This is a genomic window from Labrys sedimenti (assembly GCF_034424805.1).
GTDB classification, from domain to species: domain Bacteria; phylum Pseudomonadota; class Alphaproteobacteria; order Rhizobiales; family Labraceae; genus Labrys; species Labrys sedimenti.
Genome location: NZ_JAXOUF010000002.1, coordinates 956,584 through 975,107 on the forward strand (window position 1 = coordinate 956,584; position 18,524 = coordinate 975,107).

The following is an 18,524-nucleotide window of genomic DNA, read 5'->3' on the forward strand; positions in this document are numbered from 1 at the left end:
CTGGTTTTGGCTTAGGCCTGTGAACCCAAACAGGTGCAAGGGAGCCGCCCGATGTCGCTCGTCGATCATGTCAAATCCACCCTGACGGAAATCGCCAAGGACGGTTTGTGGAAGAGCGAACGCGAGATCGCCGGCCCGCAACGTGCCCGCATCGAAGTCGCTGATAAGGCCGGACGGCGGCCGATGCTCAATCTGTGTGCCAACAATTATCTGGGCCTGGCCGATAACCCCGAGATCATCGCTACCGCCAAGCAGGCCATGGACGGCCATGGCTTCGGCATGGCTTCGGTACGTTTCATCTGCGGCACGCAGACCCTGCATCGCGAACTCGAGCGCACCATCGCCCGCTATCTCAACAAGGACGACGCGATTCTCTTCGCCGCCTGCTTCGACGCCAATGGCGGGGTGTTCGAGCCCTTGCTCGGTGCCGAGGATGCCATCGTTTCCGACAGCCTGAACCATGCCTCGATCATCGACGGCGTGCGCCTGTGCAAGGCCAAGCGCTATCGCTTCGCCAATGGCGACATGAACGATCTCGAAGTGCAGTTGCAGGCGGCCAAGGCCGACAATGCCCGCCACATCGTCATCGCCACCGATGGCGTGTTTTCCATGGACGGCTATCTCGCCGACCTGAAGACGCTCACGGACCTTGCCGGGCGCTACGGCGCCAATGTGATGGTGGATGATTGCCACGCCACCGGCTTCATCGGGCCGGAGGGGCGTGGCACGCCCGCTCGCGCCGGGGTGGAGGACAAGGTCGATCTCCTCACCGGCACGCTGGGCAAGGCCTTGGGTGGCGCCATGGGTGGCTATGTCGCCGCCAGCCAGCCGATCATCGATCTCCTGCGTCAGCGTGCACGTCCCTATCTTTTCTCCAATTCTTTGGCCCCGCCGGTCGCGGCCGGCTCGATGAAGGCGATCGAGTTGGCTCAGGCGGGCGATGACCTGCGCGAAAAACTGTTCGCCAACACCAGGCGTTTCCGCGCCGGGCTGGAGAAGGCCGGCTTCGAGCTCCTGCAGGGCGAGACGCCGATCATCCCGGTGATGCTGCATGATGCCCGCCGCGCGCAGGACATGGCTCGTGCCCTCGACGAACGCGGCGTCTATGTCGCCGGCTTCTTCTTCCCGGTGGTGCCGAAGGGCAGGGCGCGCATCCGCACCCAGATGTCGGCCGGTCTGACGGAGGCCGATATCGATTTTGCCATCGACGCCTTCACCGATGCCGGCAAGGTTCTGGGCGTGATCTGATCTTTTTGCGTGATTGGCTTTGCAGGGTGTAGTATTGTAACTACATATCCTGCGGAGGTCTCCGATGAAGCACATGAGCAGCCGGGAGTTCAATCACGATATCGGCAAAGCCAAGCGCGCCGCGGAGGAAGGCCCGCTCGTGATCACCGATCGCGGCAAGCCGGCCTTCGTGTTGCTGAAGCATGAGGAATATCAGCGCCTTGTCGGGGAAGAGCCAAGCATCGTGGATTTGCTCCGCCAGGACGAACCGGAAGCGGATTTCGATTTCGAGCCGCCGCGCTTGCGTGAGATCGTGCGCAGGGAGACGGTATTCGACTGATGTTCCTGCTGGATACCAATGTCCTCTCCGAGTTGCGTCGTCCTCGTCTTGCCGCGCCAAAGCTTCTCGAATGGGCTTACGCCACCGCCAGATCGAGACAATTCATCTCTGCAGTCACCTTGATGGAACTCGAAATTGGCGTGTTGTCGATCGAGCGGCGTGATCCCGCGCAAGGCGGAATTCTTCGTAACTGGTTGGTTGGCAAAGTTGAGCCCAGTTATGATGGCCGGATTTTACAGTTTGGATCTCGGACCGCGCAGATATGTGCGCGCCTGCATGTCCCGGACCGGCGTCCCGAACGGGATGCGATGATTGCGGCTACGGCCTTGGAGCATGGCCTGACCATGGTCACCCGAAATGTCGCCGATTTTAGCCCCCTCGGCGTTCCTGTCTTCAACCCCTGGCAAGCCTGAAGGCCTCCCAAGAAAGCCCTGACAGATGAAAGCCCTCGTCAAATCCAAGCCCGAACCCGGCCTTTGGTTTTCGGACAATGAGCCGATGCCTGAACTCGGGCCCAACGATGTCCTGGTCAAGGTGCGGAAAACCGGCATCTGCGGCACCGACATCCACATCTACAAATGGGACGCCTGGGCCCAGAAGACGGTGCCGGTGCCGATGATCGTCGGCCATGAATATGCCGGTGAGATCGTCGAGATCGGCTCGGCCGTGCACAGCCTCAAGATCGGCGAGCGCGTGTCGGGCGAGGGGCACGTCATCGGCATGAAGAGCCGGGCCACAAGGGCAGGGCGCTTCCATCTCGATCCCGACACGCGCGGCATTGGCGTCAATATGCCCGGCGCCTTCGCCGAATATGTGAAGGTGCCGGCCTTCAACATCGTTCCGCTGCCCGAGGAGGTCGACGACGAGCTCGGCGCCATCCTCGATCCGCTCGGCAATGCGGTGCACACGGCGCTGTCCTTCGATCTCGTCGGCGAGGACGTGCTGATCACCGGCGCCGGCCCGATCGGCATCATGGCCGGGGCCGTGGCCCGCCATGCCGGTGCCCGCCATGTGGTGATCACCGACATCAATCCGGTCCGCCTCGATCTCGCCGCCAAGGTGGCTGATATCGTGCCGGTCAATGTCGCCAAGGAAGATCTGCGCGACGTGATGGCCCGCCTGAAGATGAAGGAAGGATTCGATGTCGGCCTGGAGATGAGCGGCGCGCCGGCGGCCTTCCAGCAGATGCTCGACGTCATGCTGATGGGCTCCAAGATCGCCATGCTGGGCATTCCTGCCACGCCCTTCGCTGTCGACTGGAACAAGATCGTCTTCAAGATGCTGACCATCAAGGGCATCTATGGCCGCGAAATGTTCGAGACCTGGCACAAGATGCTGGCCATGTTGCAGAGCGGGCTCAACATCCGTCCTGTGATCACCCATCGGCTGGCCGTCGCTGACTATCTCGAGGGCTTCGAGACGATGGCGCGCGGCGAATGCGGGAAGATCGTGCTCGACTGGAATGCCTGAAGGGCAGGGGTGGCCGATTGCGTCTCGGCGAGGACGATCCATGAGGTCCGTGCATCATGGGTCGTTGACAGGTTGAGGCACTAATCTATCATTCGTCGTACCATTGCAGCGAAAGATCGGCGGCTGCAGTGACGAGAATTGAGGTACGTAACTCATGAAATCGGGAGGCACTATGGGATTGTTTCAAAAGCTATGTCTGGCGAGCGCTTTGGTCGCCGGTGTTCTGGTGACGCCGGCCTTGGCGCAGGACAAGGGGACCGTCGGCATCGCCATGCCGGACAAGACGGTCGAGCGCTGGATCGACGACGGCAAGAATGTCGTCAAGCAGCTGGAAGCCAAGGGGTATGGCGCCGACCTGCAATATGCCAATGGCGATATTCCCGGCCAGCTCGCGCAGATCGAGAACATGCTCACCAAGGGCGACAAGGTGCTGGTGATCGCGGCTATCGACGGCACCACGCTGGCCGATGCTCTCAAGGCCGCCGCCGCCAAGGGCGTGAAGGTCATCGCCTATGACCGCCTGATCCGCAATTCGGAGAATGTCGACTACTACGCCACCTTCGACAATTTCCAAGTCGGCGTGCTGCAGGCCCAGTCGCTGGAGACCGCTCTCGGCCTGAAGGACGGCAAGGGCCCCTTCAACATCGAGCTGTTCGGCGGCTCGCCCGACGACAACAACGCCTTCTTCTTCTACAACGGCGCGCTGTCGGTGCTGCAGCCTTATCTCGACAGCGGCAAGCTGGTGGTGCAGTCCAAGCAGGCAGGCATGGACAAGGTCGGTACGCTGAACTGGGACGGCTCGCTCGCCCAGTCGCGCATGGACAACCTTCTCTCCGCCTTCTACACCGACAAGAAGGTCGACGCGGTGCTGTCGCCGAACGACACCCTCGCCCACGGCATCGTCGCCTCTCTGAAGGCGGCCGGCTATGGCTCGGGTGACAAGCCGATCCCCTTCATCTCCGGCCAGGACGCCGAAGTCGCGTCCGTCAAGGCGATCATCGCCGGTGACCAATATTCCACCGTCTTCAAGGATACCCGCGAACTGGCCAAGGTGTCGGTCGGTATGGTCGATGCCGTGCTCTCCGGCGGCAAGCCCGAGATCAACGACACCAAGAGCTACGACAACGGCAAGAAGGTGGTGCCGACCTATCTGCTCAAGCCGGTCCTGGTCACCAAGGACAACTGGAAGCAGGTGCTGGTCGACAGCGGCTACTATAAGGAAGATCAGTTGAAATAGGGGCTCGGGACATCGAACGGTAACCCGCGACCGCAACGCCGGTCGTTCCCCCTGACCGATTGACATGCGATGACGAGAAGCGCCACCGTCGCTCTTGGGGGACGGTGGCGCATCATCTGTTTGCTAATTGTAATACCAATTGACAAGCATCGGAAAGCTCTTATGAATTCTGAGCCTCGCTGGAAGAAACACCCCTTGGCGGCACGGTTCTGGACGCATTCGGCTGTGCTCCGGGGGTGAGAAGAGGCTCCATTGGAGCCGCTTCGATTCCCGATGTCGGCTGAGGGGCTATTTTCTAGACCCGGTTCGTCCCGGACCGGGAAAACGTCAACTTGGGAGAGAGACGTGAAACTATTCAAATCCTTGCTTTTGGCTGCTGCCTTCGGCGCGATCACGCTCGCATCGCCGGCCCTTGCCCAGGATAAGGGGCCTGTCGGCATCGCCATGCCGACCAAGACTTCCGAGCGCTGGATCGACGACGGCAACAATGTCGTCAAGCAGCTTCAGGCCAAGGGCTATGCCACCGATCTGCAATATGCCGACGACGACATCCCCAACCAGCTCGCGCAGATCGAGAACATGCTGACCAAGGGCGACAAGGTGCTGGTGATCGCCTCGATCGACGGCACCACGCTCGCCGACGTGCTCAAGGAGGCTGCGGCCAAGGGCGTGAAGGTCATCGCCTATGACCGCCTGATCCGCAATTCGGAGAATGTCGACTATTACGCGACCTTCGACAATTTCCAGGTCGGCGTGCTGCAGGCCCAGTCGCTGGAAGCCGGCCTCGGCCTCAAGGACGGCAAGGGACCCTTCAACATCGAGCTGTTCGGCGGCTCGCCCGACGACAACAACGCCTTCTTCTTCTACAACGGCGCCATGTCGGTGCTGCAGCCCTATATCGACAGCGGCAAGCTGGTCGTGCAGTCCAAGCAGGCAGGCATGGACAAGGTCGGTACGCTGCGTTGGGACGGTTCGCTCGCCCAGTCGCGCATGGACAACCTTCTCTCAGCTTTCTACACCGACAAGAAGGTCGACGCGGTACTGTCGCCCTATGACGGCCTGTCGCGTGGTATCATCGCTTCGCTGAAGGCCGCCGGTTACGGCTCGGGCGACAAGCCCATGCCCTTCATCTCCGGCCAGGACGCCGAAGTCGCGTCCGTCAAGGCGATCATCGCCGGCGACCAGTATTCGACGATCTACAAGGATACGCGCCAGCTCGCCAAGGTCTCGGTCGACATGGTCGATGCCGTGCTCTCCGGCGGCAAGCCCGAGATCAACGACACCAAGAGCTACGACAACGGCAAGAAGGTGGTGCCGACCTATCTGCTCAAGCCCGTCCTGGTCACCAAGGATAATTGGAAGCAGGTGCTGGTCGATGGTGGTTACTACAAGGAAGACCAGCTGAAATAAGTGGTCGTCCTCAAACCATGTTAGGGTATCGGGCGGCTGGCACCACGGTGCCGGCCGCCCTTTTCACAGGTCATCCACTATGACAGCCATCCTGGAAATGCGGGGCATCACCAAGACCTTTCCGGGGGTCAAGGCGCTCAGCAACGTCAACCTCACGGTCAACGAGGGCGAAATTCACGGCGTGGTCGGCGAGAATGGCGCCGGCAAATCAACCTTGATGAAGGTGCTGAGCGGGGTCTATCCCCACGGCTCCTATGAAGGAGAGATTCGCTTCCGCGGCAAGGAATGCCACTTCAAGGATATCCGACAGTCTGAAGAGCTCGGCATCATTATCATCCATCAGGAACTTGCCCTGGTGCCACTGCTCTCCATCGCCGAGAACATCTTCCTCGGCAACGAGCAGGCAACGGGTGGCCTCATCGATTGGCCCCTGACCTATGGCAAGACCCGCAAGGTGCTGGACAAGGTCGGGCTGAGGGAATCGCCGGACACGCTCATCACCAATATCGGCGTCGGCAAGCAGCAGCTCGTCGAGATCGCCAAGGCCTTGTCGAAGGACGTGAAGCTTCTGATCCTCGACGAGCCGACTGCCAGTCTTAACGAAAGCGACAGCGATGCCCTGCTCGACCTCCTGCTGGAGTTCAAGCGTCAGGGCATTTCCTCGATCTTGATCTCGCACAAGCTCAACGAGATTTCCAAGGTCTGCGACGAGATCACCATCATTCGCGATGGGGCTTCGATCGAAACCCTGGACTGCCGTGGCGAGGCAATCAGCGAGGATCGCATCATCAAGGGTATGGTCGGGCGCGAAATGGCGGACCGCTATCCCAGCCGGCAGCCCAAGATCGGCGAACCGGTCCTCGAGATCAAGGATTGGGTGGTGCACCACCACGAGCATTCCGATCGGCAGGTGGTAAAGGGCGTGAATCTCACGGTCCGCAAGGGTGAGGTCGTCGGCATATCAGGCCTGATGGGTGCGGGGCGGACAGAGCTCGCCATGAGCATCTTCGGCCATTCCTACGGCCAGCGCATCAGCGGCCAGGCCTTGATGCACGGCAAGCCGGTCGATCTTTCGAGCATCCAGAAAGCGCTGGCCAATGGCCTGGCTTACGTTACCGAGGATCGCAAACAGCTCGGCCTCGTCCTCGAAGAGGACATCATGAAGAACATCACGCTCAGCAACCTGGAAGGTGTGTCGAAGAATTCCATCATCGACGACATCAAGGAATTGCGGGTGGCCAACGACTACAGGCGCAAGCTGAACATCCGCTCTCCCAACGTCTTCCAGAAGACGGTGAATCTGTCGGGTGGCAATCAGCAGAAGGTGGTGCTCTCCAAATGGCTGTTCTCCAATCCTGAACTGCTGATGCTCGACGAGCCGACGCGCGGTATCGACGTCGGTGCGAAATACGAAATCTACAGCATCATCAACGAGATGGTGAATGAAGGCAAAGCCGTGCTGATGATTTCCTCCGAGATGCCGGAACTGCTGGGCATGTGCGATCGCATCTATGTGATGAATGCGGGCCGCTTCGTAGGCGAATTCCCCGGGGCCGAGGCCACCCAAGAAAAGATCATGCGCGCCATCATGCGTGCGGAAGGACATTGACGATGACGACAAACACCGTGGAAGCTCAAGGCTCTTCGCCCAAGAAATCGATCCTTGAATATATCAGCGGCAACATCCGCGACTATGGCCTGCTGATCTCGCTCGTCGTCATCGTCGGATTCTTCCAATACATGACGGAAGGGCGGATGCTGGCGCCGTCCAACATCAACAACATCCCCAACCAGAACGGCTACGTCATCGTCATGGCGCTCGGCATGCTGCTGGTGATCGTGTCGGGCCATATCGACCTGTCGGTCGGCTCCGTCTGCGCCTTCACCGGCGCCGTCGCCGCGACCCTGATGGTGAAGCTCGGCTGGCATTGGGCACCGGCGGCAGTCGCTACCCTGGTGGTCGGGGCGCTGATCGGCGGCGTTCAGGGCTATTTCATCGCCTATCTGCGCATTCCCTCCTTCATCGTCACTCTGGCGGGCATGCTGGTGTTTCGCGGGCTGACCTATCGTCTGCTCGGCAATACCAATGTCGGCCCGCTGCCGGCCGAGTTCAACCAGCTCAGTGCCGGCTGGATTCCCGATCCCTTCGCATCCCCGGGCTTCTTCACCACAACCTTCGCCCTTGGCCTGATCGCCGCGGCTCTGTTCATCTTGGTGAACATCAAGGGCCGGATGACGCGGCTCAAGCACGGCGTGGAGGAAGAGCCGATGGCGATCTTCCTCGGCCGCAACGCATTGATGGCGGTTGCCGCCATCTATGTCGGCTATCTCCTGGCAATGTATCGCGGCTTGCCGATGGTGCTGATCATCCTGCTGGCGCTGACGCTGCTCTATGTCTTCGTCACCACCCGCACCGTGATCGGCCGCCGCATCTATGCCCTCGGTGGCAACGAGAAGGCGGCCAAGCTCTCGGGCATCAACACCGACCGGCTCATCCTCCTGACCTTCGTCAATATGGGCGCTCTGGCGGCCCTGGCCGGGCTGATCGTCACCTCGCGCTTCGGCGGCATGGCGACCCCGAAAGCGGGCGACGGCTATGAACTCGACGTCATCGCGGCTTGCTTCATCGGCGGCGCTTCGGCCTCGGGCGGCGTCGGCAAGATCACCGGCGCGGTGATCGGTGCCCTGCTGATGGGCGTGATGAATGTCGGCATGTCGATCCTCGGCCTCGGCATCGACGACCAGAAATGGATCAAGGGCCTGGTGCTGCTCTTCGCCGTCTGTCTCGACGTCTACTACAAGAAGAAGCGCTGAGAGAGACCATAACGATGGCAGTATGCCGGCCTTCGGGCCGGCATTTGCTTGATACCGTCTCGATCTCGATTGCAATGCCCCGATTCTACTTGGCGATTGCCGCGGCGTGGCCTTAAAACGCCTGCCGTTCTCGGGAGTGGTCATGGAGCGAATCGTCAAGGCATTCTTCAACTCGGCAGCGGGCCTTGCCCATGCCGTCCGCTACGAACTGGCGGTACGCCAGGAGGTCGTCGTGTTGCTCGTCGCGGTGCCGGCGAGCTTCTTCGTGACCGAAAGCTGGTGGAAGCGCCTTGCCCTGATCGGCGTCATCCTGCTGGTGCTGATGGTGGAGTTGCTCAACACCGCCATCGAGGCGCTGTCGGACCATGTCACGCCCGACCGCCACCCCCATATCCGCATCGTCAAGGATCTCGGGTCGGCAGCGGTGTTCACCGCGCTTACCTTGGCGGGCCTGACCTGGATTCTCGCGCTGGCCGAAAGGCTGGTGTAAGGATGGCGGATCCTTATCCGCCTTTGAAGAGACCATGAGCACCGATATTCTGCGCATTGCCATCGCCCAGCTCAAGCCGACGCTCGGCGATATCGTCGGCAACCTCGCCAAGGCGCGCACTGCCAGGGCGAGTGCGCGCGAGCAGGGCGCCGATCTCGTGCTGTTCACCGAACTCTTCCTCTGCGGCTACCTGCCCGAGGATCTGGTGCTCAAGCCCGCTTTTCAGGACGCCTGCCGTGCCGCGCTGGAGGATTTCGCCCGCGACACGGCCGATGGCGGGCCGGCTGCCCTGGTGGGTTTGCCCTGGCGCGAGAAAGACAAGCTGCACAATGCGGTGGCGCTGGTGGATAAGGGGATCGTCGCCGCCGTCCGCTTCAAGAACGATCTGCCCAATTACGGCGTGTTCGACGAGAAGCGCGTGTTCCAGCCGGGGCCCCTGCCGGGTCCAATCGCCTTTCGCGGCGTGCGTCTGGGCGTGCCGATCTGCGAGGACATCTGGGGCCATGACGTAGTCGAGTGCCTCGCCGAGACGGGCGCCGAAATCCTGCTGGTGCCCAATGGTTCACCCTATCATCGCGAGAAGTCCGACATCCGGCTCAACGTGGCGGTGGCGCGCGTCACCGAATCCGGTCTTCCGCTGCTCTATGCCAATGAGGTTGGCGGCCAGGACGAGGTGATCTTCGACGGCGCCTCCTTCGCCCTCAATGCCGATCATCGCCTGGCGGTGCAATTGCCGGCCTTCCGGGAAGCCGTCGTCACCACCATTTGGCGGCGCGGGGCACAAGGCTGGGCGTGCGAGCCAGGCATGGTCGAACCGGTGGAGGAGGGCGAGGAAGCCGATTACCAGGCCTGCGTCCTGGGTCTGCGCGACTATGTCGACAAGAACGGTTTTCCCGGTGTGGTGCTTGGCCTGTCCGGTGGTGTCGATTCCGCCCTGGTGGCGGCCATGGCGGTGGACGCGCTCGGGCCGGAGCGGGTGCATTGCGTGATGCTGCCCTATCGTTACACCTCGCCCGAATCCCTGAAGGATGCCTTCGAATGCGCCGCGGCGCTGGGCGTGCGCTATGACGTCGTGCCGATCGAAGCGCCGGTGAGCGGGCTGGAGAGCGTGCTCGAACCGTTGTTCAAGGGCCAGCCACGTGGCATTGCCGAGGAGAACATGCAGAGCCGCGCCCGTGGCACCATCCTGATGTCGATCTCCAACAAGTTCGGCGCCATGGTGGTGACCACCGGCAACAAGTCGGAGATGTCGGTCGGCTATTGCACGCTCTATGGCGACATGAATGGCGGCTTCAACCCGATCAAGGACCTCTACAAGACCGAGGTCTATCGCTTGTGCGAGCTGCGCAATCGCTGGAAACCGATGGATGCCAAGGGGCCGGTGGGCGTGGTGATTCCGCGAAACATCCTGACCAAGGCGCCATCCGCCGAATTGCGTGAGAACCAGAAGGACCAGGATTCGCTGCCGCCCTACGACGTGCTCGACGACATCCTGCGCTGCCTGGTCGAAAGCGAGATGCGGGTCAGCGAGATCGTGGCGCGCGGTCACGACGAGGAGACCGTGCGCAAGGTCGAGCGCCTGCTCTATCTGGCCGAATACAAGCGCCGCCAGGCCGCGCCCGGCGTGAAGGTGACGGAGAAGAATTTCGGCCGTGACCGCCGTTATCCGATCACCAACCGGTTCCGGGACAGCGCCAAGCCCGCCTTCGTGCCGGATGCCGCACTCTATCGGGTCTCCACCACCGCGAGCGCGGATGCGGTGGATTTCTGAGCTTCGGGGTCGTCTGCTCGCGCTTCCGCCTGGGCCGTCGCGATGAGCCAGCGCCGGACCGCGTCCGTCGGTTCGGGATGACGCTGCCGGCGTGGCAGCACGACGTAAAAATCATGGCTGCCGGACAGTTCGGCAGCCACCGGCTGGACCAGCCGGCCGCCGGCGAGGTCGCCGGCGACGAGAAAGCGGCTGGCGAGCGCGATGCCCTGGCCGGCGGCGGCCGCCTCGATCGCCAGTCCCGTCTGGTTGAAGCGCATCCGCCGCGGCTCGACAAGCGGCTTCAGCCCCAGCGCCTGTTCGAGAAACTCGGGCCACAGATTATGGGTATCGTGCAGGAGGGTATGGCTCGGGATCTCGGCCGGTTCGAGGCCGTTCGTGCCGGCCGGCAGCAGGCCGGGCGCGCAGACGGCGATCACCTGCTGCGCAAACAGGCGCTCGACCACCAGTCCCGGCCCGAAGGGCAACCGCCCTTGCCGCACCGCGATGTCGACGCCGTCGCTCTGGAAATTCGACAGGCTCTCATTGGCCAGAATGCGCAACTCGACGAGCGGATGCTCGGCCACGAACTGAGGCAGCCTGGGGATCAGCCATTTGGTTGCGAAGCTCGGCGTGACGCTGATCGTCAGCCTGGCAGGCTCGGGGCGCAGTCCCTGCGTCGCATCGGCGATGAGTTCGAAAGCCCGGCGGATATTGGGCAGATAGCCCTGCCCGGCATGGGTAAGGGCAAGCCCACGAGGCAGCCGTTCGAACAGTTTCACGCCGAGATCGGCCTCCAGCCCTCGAATATGCTGGGCGACGGCGCCCTGGGTTACGTTCAGCTCCTCGGCGGCAAGGCGGAAGTTCAGATGGCGTGCGGCAGCCTCGAAGGCGCGCAGGGCCTTGAGCGGAGGAAGGTGAGGCAGGACATTCGGCATGCAGTAGTTTTTCTATAGGATCGGAATAGCTATTCTGGCTCGAATGAAGCCTGATTTGGCAGTATATCAGGAAGATAGTCGCTTTGTCGCGGCCTTGCGCCGCTCCGGAATATGGAAGGATGACTTCAATGGCAGCAGAAAAAGTAGCGATCGTCACGGCCGGCGGCAGTGGCATGGGAGCAGCTGCCGCAAGGCGCCTAGCCAAGGATGGCTACAAGGTTGCCATTCTCTCCTCCTCCGGCAAGGGGGAAGCCATCGCGCAGGAATTGGGCGGTCTCGGTGTCACCGGATCCAACCAGTCCAACGAGGATTTGCAGCGCCTCACCGATCGCACGCTCGAGCGTTGGGGGCGTGTCGACGTGCTGGTCAACAGCGCTGGCCATGGTCCGCGCGCGCCGCTTCTGGAGATCACCGATGAGCAATGGCACACGGGGCTCGACGTCTATCTGATGAACGTTGCCAGGGCGACCCGCCTGGTGGCCCCCACGATGATTCGCCAAAAGAGCGGCGCCATCATCAACATCTCGACGGCCTGGGCCTTCGAGCCGACGGCGATGTTCCCGACCTCGGCCGTGTTCCGCGCCGGGCTTGCCGCCTACACCAAGCTCTTCGCCGATCAGCATGCCGCCGACAATGTGCGCATGAACAATGTGCTGCCGGGCTGGATCGACAGCCTGCCGGCCACCGAGGAACGCCGCGACAGCGTGCCGATGGGCCGCTACGGCACCAGCGAGGAGATCGCGGCCACGATTGCCTTTCTCGCGTCGGAGGGCGCCGGCTACATCACCGGCCAGAATATCCGGGTCGATGGCGGGCTGATGCGCTCGCTCTGAAGGAACGCATTCGGGGCGCCATTTCCCGGATGCGCGGGTGTCTCGTCCGCGCACCCGGAAAGATGCCGCGTTCTCAGATGGCCCAGCCCGCCTTCAGGCCTTCCAGCACCGCTTCTTCGGCCGTGCGAGGCGTCAGGCAGTCACCGATGAGATGGATCTCGGTGGGAAGGCCCTCCAGCTCGGTTTCCAGGGCATTGGCGGCCTCATGGCCGAGCGACGTCACCAGCGTGTCGATGCCGTCGACGATGATCGGCTCGCGCCCGGTGACATGGGCGAGATAGACGGTCTGGCCGTCGACGCCGTAGAGATCGGCATAGGGGATGACTTCGATGCCGAGATCGTGCAGTACGCCGGCCCAATGGTCGCGGACATAGGCCTGGATGCGCTGGCCCGGCATATAGCCGTTGACGGCGAGGCGCACCTTGCAGCCGGCCCGCGCCAGCTTCTCGGCGACGCCCATGCCGATCCAGTCGCAGCGCCAGTCCGCCACCAGCACGGAACTGCCGACATTGGCCTCGTCGCGCAGCACCTGCCAGGCGTCGACGACATGGGCGGTCTCGGAGCCGGGCAGTTCTGGATGGCGCGGTGTGGCACCGGTGGCGATGATGACCACGTCGGGACGCTCGCGCTCGACCAGGGCGCGGTCGACTTTGGTGTTCTTCACCACGGTGACGCCGGCAAGCTCGGCCTCGCGGGTGAGATTGGTGACGATGCCGCCGAATTCCATGCGTCGCGGCAGCAATTGCGCCAGCAGGGCCTGTCCGCCGAGCCGGCCCGAGGCTTCGTAGAGCGTGACGTCATGGCCGCGCGAAGCGGCGATGCTGGCGGCTTTCATGCCGGCCGGACCACCGCCCGCCACTAACACTTTCTTCGCAGCGCCGGCGGGCAGCACCTTGCCGTAGCGCAGCTCGCGCCCGGTCTCGGGGTGCTGGATGCAGGAGATGGGCACGCCGAGCTGGAAATGGCCGATGCAGGCTTGGTTGCAGGCGATGCAGGCGCGGATGTCGTCGAAGCGGCCCTGCTCGGCCTTGGCGGGCATATCGGGGTCGCAGATCAGCGCACGCGTCATGCCGACCATGTCGGCCGAGCCATTGGCGATCAGTTGCTCGGCATCCTGGGGCTGGTTGACGCGCCCGGCATAGAAGACCGGGGTCTTCACCTTGCGTTTCACGGCTGCCGCCGATGGCGCGCCATAGGCGCTGGAAAAGGCCATGGCGGGGGCAATGTGCACAGCGCCGCCGAAGCTGGCGGAGGAGCCGACCGTGAGGTTGAAATAGTCGAAGCTGCCGTCGAGGGCGGTGAGCACCTCAGCCACTTCCTCGGCGGTGAGGCCGTTGAGATCGCTGTCCTCGGAGGAAAAGCGCAGGCCGACCACGAAGTCCGGCCCCGTCTTGGTACGAATGGCGGCCAGGCTCTCGCGGATGAAGCGCAGGCGGTTGTCGAACGAGCCGCCATAGGCATCCTCCCGCACATTGACGCGCGGATTGACGAATTGCGAGGGCAGGTAGCCGTGGCTGCCGACGATCTCCACGCCGTCGATCCCGGCCTGTTCGAGCCGGCGTGCAGCCTCGCCATAGCCCTCGACGATCTCGCCGATCATTGCGGTGCTCATGGCCCGCGGCATGACATGGAAGCGCTGGTTGGGCACGGCGGAGGGCGCGTAGGCGACGGGGGCGGTGCCCTCGGCCGTCTCCATGATCTCGCGCCCGGGATGGAAGAGCTGGCCGAACACCGCGGCTCCCTCTGCGTGGCAGACTTCCGCGAGGCGCCGATAGCCGGGAATGCAGTCGTCGCTGGTCGCCATCAGGAGATGGGAGGTATAGCGCGCCGTCTCATGCACGCCGGCGACCTGCAGCACGATCAGCCCCACGCCACCCTGGGCGCGTGCCTGCTGATAAGCGATCAGCGCCTCATTGGGCACGAAGGCCGTGGGCAGGGTGGTGTCATGCCCGGTGGACATGATGCGGTTCTTGATGCGCAGGTTGCGGATCGTGAATGGCGAATAGAGGTGGGGAAGGGGGGCGGACTGGCTCACGGGGCCTCGCAGAAACTGGACCCGTACTGGGTGCACGGGAGCGATCGTGCAATCAACATGGCCGATTGTCGCGACAGGCGAGCAAGTATTCGGCTCGTGCCTCGTGTTCCGCAAGTCAGGCGTTCGCAGGCGCGAGCGGGTGCCCGCGCCTGTGAGAAGGGGCTTCGAACGTCTCAGAGATTGAAGTCGAAGCGATAGCTTGCCGAAACGCCGATCAGGAACTGGTTGGGGGAGCCGCGCTCCTTGACCAGGCTCGATTTGGAGGCGGGGCCGGTGAGGCGGCTATATTCGGCAAATGCGCTGGTGGTGATCTTGTCCGTGGTCTTCCAGGTGAGCGCGCCGCCGACACCGACCGACTTCAGGCCACCGCCGGGCGAATAGGGGCTGAGGCCCGAAGCGAGCGATTCCTGCAGGTTCACACCGTAATAGGCATCGAAATAGCTGCGCGTGGCCAAGGAGAGGCGGGGGCCGCCGGAAATCCGCCAATCCGGCGCGATGTCATAGAAGGCATCAGCGGCGAGATCGGCGACGAGGCCGTGATGCGAACGGATGCCATGCCGCAATTCGGCGCGCAAACGCAGCCATTCGGTCGGATAGATATCGGCGAAGATACCGAGTTCACCGCCCCAGCGTACCGGCTTGAGGCCCTTGAGATCATCGTCGGTGGAGCCGTCGCGCTCGAACAGGATCTTGCCGACCGGGCCGATGCGCAGGAAGCCGTTGTCGAGGAGGCCCAGACCCGGATTGTCGTTGCGCGAGGTGAAGGCCGGGCCCTTGCCCTGGCGGGACAGCGAGACGATCGGCGAGGGCAGGAAGCTGAAATCCTTGGCGCCTTCATATTTGGGGCCCATGGCGGCGGTGGCGCCGAGCTCCAGCGACCAGCCACCGGCGATGTAGTTGTCCCAAAATCCCGTCGGCGTGTAGGAAGAGGACTGGGCCAGCGCCGGCGTTGCCAGAACGGCAAGAACTCCTGCCGCGGCGGCAGTCTTCAGGGAGGTACGCAACATCACTCTATTCCCATTTCCGGTCGCGGCAGGAACGGCCACCAACCTGGCCGCACAATGCCTTCGAGGTGACAACAAACAATGAAGGATGCCATGAATAATCAACGAATTCCCTAACGTCATGTTTTGGATGCCGAGGGCATCGTCAGTTTCGTGATGCCTATTTTGGCGGCATTCACTGAGTGGCGATGATCAGCCGGGAAAGGAGTCTATGAGCCGGCTGCAATTGATTATCTTGTCCCTTATAAACACGATGGCGATTTTGTGGCCAGCAAAAATGGCAGGAGCCTGTTCATAATCTCTCCTTCAAAAGGGAGGGTTCGCGGTATAGGACAGGCCATATTTCTAATTTTGAAAGCCCATCATGCCGCCCGTCGTCCGTTTTGCGCCATCTCCCACCGGCTATATCCATATCGGCAATATCCGCACCGCTTTGCTGAACTGGTGTGTGGCCAAGCGCGATGGTGGGCGCTTCATCCTGCGCTATGACGATACCGACACCGCCCGTTCGCGCCAGGAATATGCCGACGCCATCGCGGTGGACCTCGCCTGGCTTGGCATGGTGCCGGACGTGCAGGCCCGCCAGTCGGAACGCATGGCCCTCTATGATGCCGCGGCCGCCAGCCTGCGCGAGGCCGGCCGGCTCTATCCCTGCTACGAGACCGAGGAGGAGTTGGAGCGCCGGCGCACCTTGCAGAAGGCTCGCGGCCTGCCGCCGGTCTATGACCGGGCGGCCCTGCGCCTGACGGCCGAGCAGAGGGCGGCAATGGAGGCCGAGGGGCGCCGGCCGCATTGGCGCTTCCTGCTCAACCACCGCATCGTCGAATGGCAGGATGGCGTGCGTGGCCACGCCCATGTCGATACCGCCTCGCTCTCCGATCCGGTGCTGATCCGCGCCGATGGCGGCTATCTCTACACGCTGCCCTCGGTGGTCGACGATATCGATCTCGGCGTCACCCATATCATCCGCGGCGAGGACCATGTCACCAACACCGCCGTGCAGATCGAGATCTTCGAGGCGCTGGGCGGCACCGTGCCGGCTTTTGCGCACCACAACCTGCTCACCACGGTGAGCGGCGAGGGGCTGTCCAAGCGCAGCGGCGCGCTGTCGATCGGTTCGCTGCGCGAGGACGGCTTGGAGCCGATGGCGGTGGCGAGCCTGGCCGTGCTGACCGGCACGGCCGAGGCTGTCAGGCCGATCGCAACTTTGCCGGAACTGGCGGCGCTGGTCGACCTCTCGCGCATCTCGCGGGCGCCGGCACGGTTCGATCCGGCCGAGATCGAGACTCTCAACGCCAAGCTGCTGCACGAGACGGATTATGCGGATGTCTCGCAGCGGCTCGCGGCTCTCGGCATCGAAGGGGGCGAGGCATTCTGGCTTGCCGTGCGCAGCAATCTCGTCAGGCTGGCGGATGCGAAGACTTGGTGGGATGTGGTGACAGGACCGGTTGTCAAGGCAGAACGGGATCTGGAGTTCCTCGGCCGCGCCGCCGCACTGCTGCCGAGCGAACCCTGGGACGAGAACACCTGGGGCGCCTGGACACAGGCCGTGAAAGACGCCACCGGTGCCAAGGGCAAGGCCCTGTTCATGCCGCTGCGCCAGGCGCTGACCGGGCTCGACCATGGTCCCGAACTCAAGGCGCTGCTGCCCTTGATCGGCCGCGAACAGGCGTTGGCACGGCTGGCAGGCTGAGGCTGGAGTGCCGACCTCCCGGTCGATATTGGATTTGGGATTTATGAGGAGCGTCGACCGGGAGGTCGACACTCCACTCTAGCGCCCGGCCAGGGGCCTTCCCATATGGGGCCCGATGAGGAGACCCCGCATGCTGCGTAGAATATGCTTCGGCCTTGCCGTGATCGGACTTGCCCTGTTGGCTCCCGCCGCTGCCCAGGCGCAGGAGCCGGACCTGATCTTCCGCAAGTCGACGGTATGGAAATTCCTGACCCCCGATGACAAGCTTGCGGTCTACGGCATCGACGATCCCGATGTCGAAGGGGTTGCCTGCCACTTCACCGTGCCGGAGAAGGGCGGTCTCAAGGGCATGTTCGGGGTGGCCGAGGAGGTGTCGGACGTCTCCCTGGCTTGCCGCCAGATCGGGCCGATCAAGTTCAAGGAAAAATTCGAGCAGGGCGCCCTGGTCTACCGCCAATCCCGCTCGCTGTTCTTCAAGAAGATGCAGGTCGTGCGCGGCTGCGACGCCAAGCGCAATGTGCTGGTCTATCTGGTCTACACCGACAAGCTGATCGAGGGATCTCCGAAGAACTCGACCTCGTCGGTACCGGTGATGCCCTGGGCTGGCGAGCCGCCGCAGAAATGCGGCGATTTCGTCACCGACTGAGGGCGGAGCCCGGCAAGAGCTACCGCCCGCATTCCCACTTCCCGTGAAGTTTTTATTTCTCGCAGGTGATCACGACGGCGTGCGGCTGCGCGGCAGCGGCCACCTGCGTGGGCGCGTTGATGGCGCCGGTGATGTCGGTTTCAGTCTGGCGGCGGAAGGCGACGGCCTTGGCATAACCATTGGCGACGCACCATTCGCTGGCAATCGGCTGGCCGCAAGGCGAGCCGCTTTCCAGGCAGGTGTCGACGCCGTAGCCGTCATCGCTGCTGACGACGAAGGAAGCCACGTTCTGGGCGGAGGCGGGGCTGGCGAAGGCCAGGCAAGCCGCGATGAAGGAGAGGGTACGCAGGTTCATCGAAATCACACATGTGAACGGGGTCTGCCCCGTTCGGATAGCGGAGCCTGCCTATCATCGCTGTGCGTTTTTAAACATACGTAAATCTGCGTGTTTAATTTTTGGCGAAACTCTGTTGCCTGGGTGCATCACTCTGGCACTGGAGAAAGCGGATGCCGTCCTTGTCTCGTGTGGCTTGACAACGTCGCCCGCATGGCACATTGCTCCCGGCCATGACAAAGACGGCCATCCTTTCGCGGATTATTTGCAGCTAGCAGCAACGCTGGCTGGCGCCGTCATTCGCCC

At 62.8% G+C, this 18,524-nt stretch carries 17 protein-coding genes; 13 read left to right on the plus strand and 4 right to left on the minus strand.

Going from position 1 to position 18,524, the window contains the following annotated elements; genetic code table 11:
* Positions 1-51 precede the first annotated feature (51 nt).
* The 10 genes from U1R88_RS10860 (at position 52) to U1R88_RS10905 (ending at position 10,759) form a co-directional block, all read left to right on the plus strand.
* Entirely contained in the window at positions 52-1,248 is a 1,197-nt protein-coding gene (locus U1R88_RS10860) for a glycine C-acetyltransferase (RefSeq protein ID WP_322431231.1), read from the plus strand.
* Between the two features lie 64 nt (positions 1,249-1,312).
* Positions 1,313-1,567 carry a type II toxin-antitoxin system Phd/YefM family antitoxin gene (locus U1R88_RS10865; RefSeq protein ID WP_068287089.1) on the plus strand — a complete coding sequence of 85 codons (255 nt, stop codon included), beginning with the start codon at positions 1,313-1,315 and terminating at the stop codon, positions 1,565-1,567.
* Positions 1,567-1,980 (plus strand): type II toxin-antitoxin system VapC family toxin, encoded by a 414-nt coding sequence (locus U1R88_RS10870; protein ID WP_311933211.1) that lies wholly within the window; start codon positions 1,567-1,569, stop codon positions 1,978-1,980. Before U1R88_RS10865 ends, U1R88_RS10870 begins: the two co-directional genes overlap by 1 nt.
* 25 nt (positions 1,981-2,005) lie before the next feature.
* Positions 2,006-3,037, plus strand: a complete 1,032-nt coding sequence (gene tdh, locus U1R88_RS10875) for an L-threonine 3-dehydrogenase (protein ID WP_322431232.1) — start codon at positions 2,006-2,008, stop codon at positions 3,035-3,037.
* Between the two features lie 172 nt (positions 3,038-3,209).
* Positions 3,210-4,274: a multiple monosaccharide ABC transporter substrate-binding protein gene (gene chvE / locus U1R88_RS10880; protein WP_322431233.1), complete on the plus strand. Its 1,065-nt coding sequence runs from the start codon at positions 3,210-3,212 to the stop codon at positions 4,272-4,274.
* A gap of 345 nt (positions 4,275-4,619) precedes the next feature.
* Positions 4,620-5,684: a multiple monosaccharide ABC transporter substrate-binding protein gene (chvE, locus tag U1R88_RS10885; RefSeq protein ID WP_068287101.1), complete on the plus strand. Its 1,065-nt coding sequence runs from the start codon at positions 4,620-4,622 to the stop codon at positions 5,682-5,684.
* Between the two features lie 79 nt (positions 5,685-5,763).
* A complete protein-coding gene (mmsA, locus tag U1R88_RS10890; RefSeq protein WP_322431234.1) occupies positions 5,764-7,293 on the plus strand; it encodes a multiple monosaccharide ABC transporter ATP-binding protein in 1,530 nt (509 codons plus the stop codon).
* Positions 7,294-7,295: 2 nt separating this feature from the next.
* Complete coding sequence (gene mmsB / locus U1R88_RS10895) at positions 7,296-8,498, plus strand: multiple monosaccharide ABC transporter permease (RefSeq protein ID WP_322431235.1); 1,203 nt, start codon at positions 7,296-7,298, stop codon at positions 8,496-8,498.
* Between the two features lie 142 nt (positions 8,499-8,640).
* Positions 8,641-8,988 (plus strand): diacylglycerol kinase, encoded by a 348-nt coding sequence (locus U1R88_RS10900; RefSeq protein ID WP_068287111.1) that lies wholly within the window; start codon positions 8,641-8,643, stop codon positions 8,986-8,988.
* 34 nt (positions 8,989-9,022) lie between these two features.
* The gene (locus U1R88_RS10905) at positions 9,023-10,759 is read left to right on the plus strand and encodes an NAD+ synthase (protein ID WP_322431236.1); all 1,737 of its coding nucleotides are present in this window, start codon (positions 9,023-9,025) and stop codon (positions 10,757-10,759) included.
* Here the strand turns inward: U1R88_RS10905 and gcvA are convergent.
* Positions 10,714-11,673 (minus strand): transcriptional regulator GcvA, encoded by a 960-nt coding sequence (gcvA, locus tag U1R88_RS10910; RefSeq protein ID WP_322431237.1) that lies wholly within the window; start codon positions 11,671-11,673, stop codon positions 10,714-10,716. The genes U1R88_RS10905 and gcvA overlap by 46 nt on opposite strands.
* Before the next feature lie 128 nt (positions 11,674-11,801).
* Between gcvA and U1R88_RS10915 the strand changes: the two genes are divergently transcribed.
* Entirely contained in the window at positions 11,802-12,506 is a 705-nt protein-coding gene (locus tag U1R88_RS10915) for an SDR family oxidoreductase (RefSeq protein WP_322431238.1), read from the plus strand.
* A 73-nt stretch (positions 12,507-12,579) separates the two neighbouring features.
* Here U1R88_RS10915 and U1R88_RS10920 read toward each other — a convergent pair whose 3' ends face one another.
* Positions 12,580-14,541 (minus strand): oxidoreductase, encoded by a 1,962-nt coding sequence (locus tag U1R88_RS10920; RefSeq protein WP_322431239.1) that lies wholly within the window; start codon positions 14,539-14,541, stop codon positions 12,580-12,582.
* A gap of 173 nt (positions 14,542-14,714) precedes the next feature.
* Complete coding sequence (locus U1R88_RS10925) at positions 14,715-15,548, minus strand: MipA/OmpV family protein (protein ID WP_068287126.1); 834 nt, start codon at positions 15,546-15,548, stop codon at positions 14,715-14,717.
* Between the two features lie 361 nt (positions 15,549-15,909).
* Between U1R88_RS10925 and gltX the strand changes: the two genes are divergently transcribed.
* On the plus strand, positions 15,910-17,238 hold the full coding sequence (gene gltX / locus U1R88_RS10930) for a glutamate--tRNA ligase (RefSeq protein WP_322431240.1): 1,329 nt from the start codon (positions 15,910-15,912) through the stop codon (positions 17,236-17,238).
* A 130-nt stretch (positions 17,239-17,368) separates the two neighbouring features.
* A complete protein-coding gene (locus U1R88_RS10935) occupies positions 17,369-17,884 on the plus strand; it encodes a CreA family protein (RefSeq protein WP_322431241.1) in 516 nt (171 codons plus the stop codon).
* 52 nt (positions 17,885-17,936) lie between these two features.
* Here U1R88_RS10935 and U1R88_RS10940 read toward each other — a convergent pair whose 3' ends face one another.
* Positions 17,937-18,239, minus strand: coding sequence for a hypothetical protein (locus tag U1R88_RS10940; RefSeq protein ID WP_068287134.1), 303 nt, complete (start codon positions 18,237-18,239; stop codon positions 17,937-17,939).
* Positions 18,240-18,524: the final 285 nt, after the last annotated feature.

Coding starts and splice junctions, on each gene's coding strand:
- U1R88_RS10860 (WP_322431231.1), top strand. CDS start 52: ATGTCGCTCGTCGATCATGTCAAATCCACCCTGACGGAAATCGCCAAG.
- U1R88_RS10865 (WP_068287089.1), top strand. CDS start 1,313: ATGAAGCACATGAGCAGCCGGGAGTTCAATCACGATATCGGCAAAGCC.
- U1R88_RS10870 (WP_311933211.1), top strand. CDS start 1,567: ATGTTCCTGCTGGATACCAATGTCCTCTCCGAGTTGCGTCGTCCTCGT.
- tdh (WP_322431232.1), top strand. CDS start 2,006: ATGAAAGCCCTCGTCAAATCCAAGCCCGAACCCGGCCTTTGGTTTTCG.
- chvE (WP_322431233.1), top strand. CDS start 3,210: ATGGGATTGTTTCAAAAGCTATGTCTGGCGAGCGCTTTGGTCGCCGGT.
- mmsA (WP_322431234.1), top strand. CDS start 5,764: ATGACAGCCATCCTGGAAATGCGGGGCATCACCAAGACCTTTCCGGGG.
- mmsB (WP_322431235.1), top strand. CDS start 7,296: ATGACGACAAACACCGTGGAAGCTCAAGGCTCTTCGCCCAAGAAATCG.
- U1R88_RS10900 (WP_068287111.1), top strand. CDS start 8,641: ATGGAGCGAATCGTCAAGGCATTCTTCAACTCGGCAGCGGGCCTTGCC.
- U1R88_RS10905 (WP_322431236.1), top strand. CDS start 9,023: ATGAGCACCGATATTCTGCGCATTGCCATCGCCCAGCTCAAGCCGACG.
- gcvA (WP_322431237.1), bottom strand. CDS start 11,673: ATGCCGAATGTCCTGCCTCACCTTCCTCCGCTCAAGGCCCTGCGCGCC.
- U1R88_RS10915 (WP_322431238.1), top strand. CDS start 11,802: ATGGCAGCAGAAAAAGTAGCGATCGTCACGGCCGGCGGCAGTGGCATG.
- U1R88_RS10925 (WP_068287126.1), bottom strand. CDS start 15,548: ATGTTGCGTACCTCCCTGAAGACTGCCGCCGCGGCAGGAGTTCTTGCC.
- gltX (WP_322431240.1), top strand. CDS start 15,910: ATGCCGCCCGTCGTCCGTTTTGCGCCATCTCCCACCGGCTATATCCAT.
- U1R88_RS10935 (WP_322431241.1), top strand. CDS start 17,369: ATGCTGCGTAGAATATGCTTCGGCCTTGCCGTGATCGGACTTGCCCTG.
- U1R88_RS10940 (WP_068287134.1), bottom strand. CDS start 18,239: ATGAACCTGCGTACCCTCTCCTTCATCGCGGCTTGCCTGGCCTTCGCC.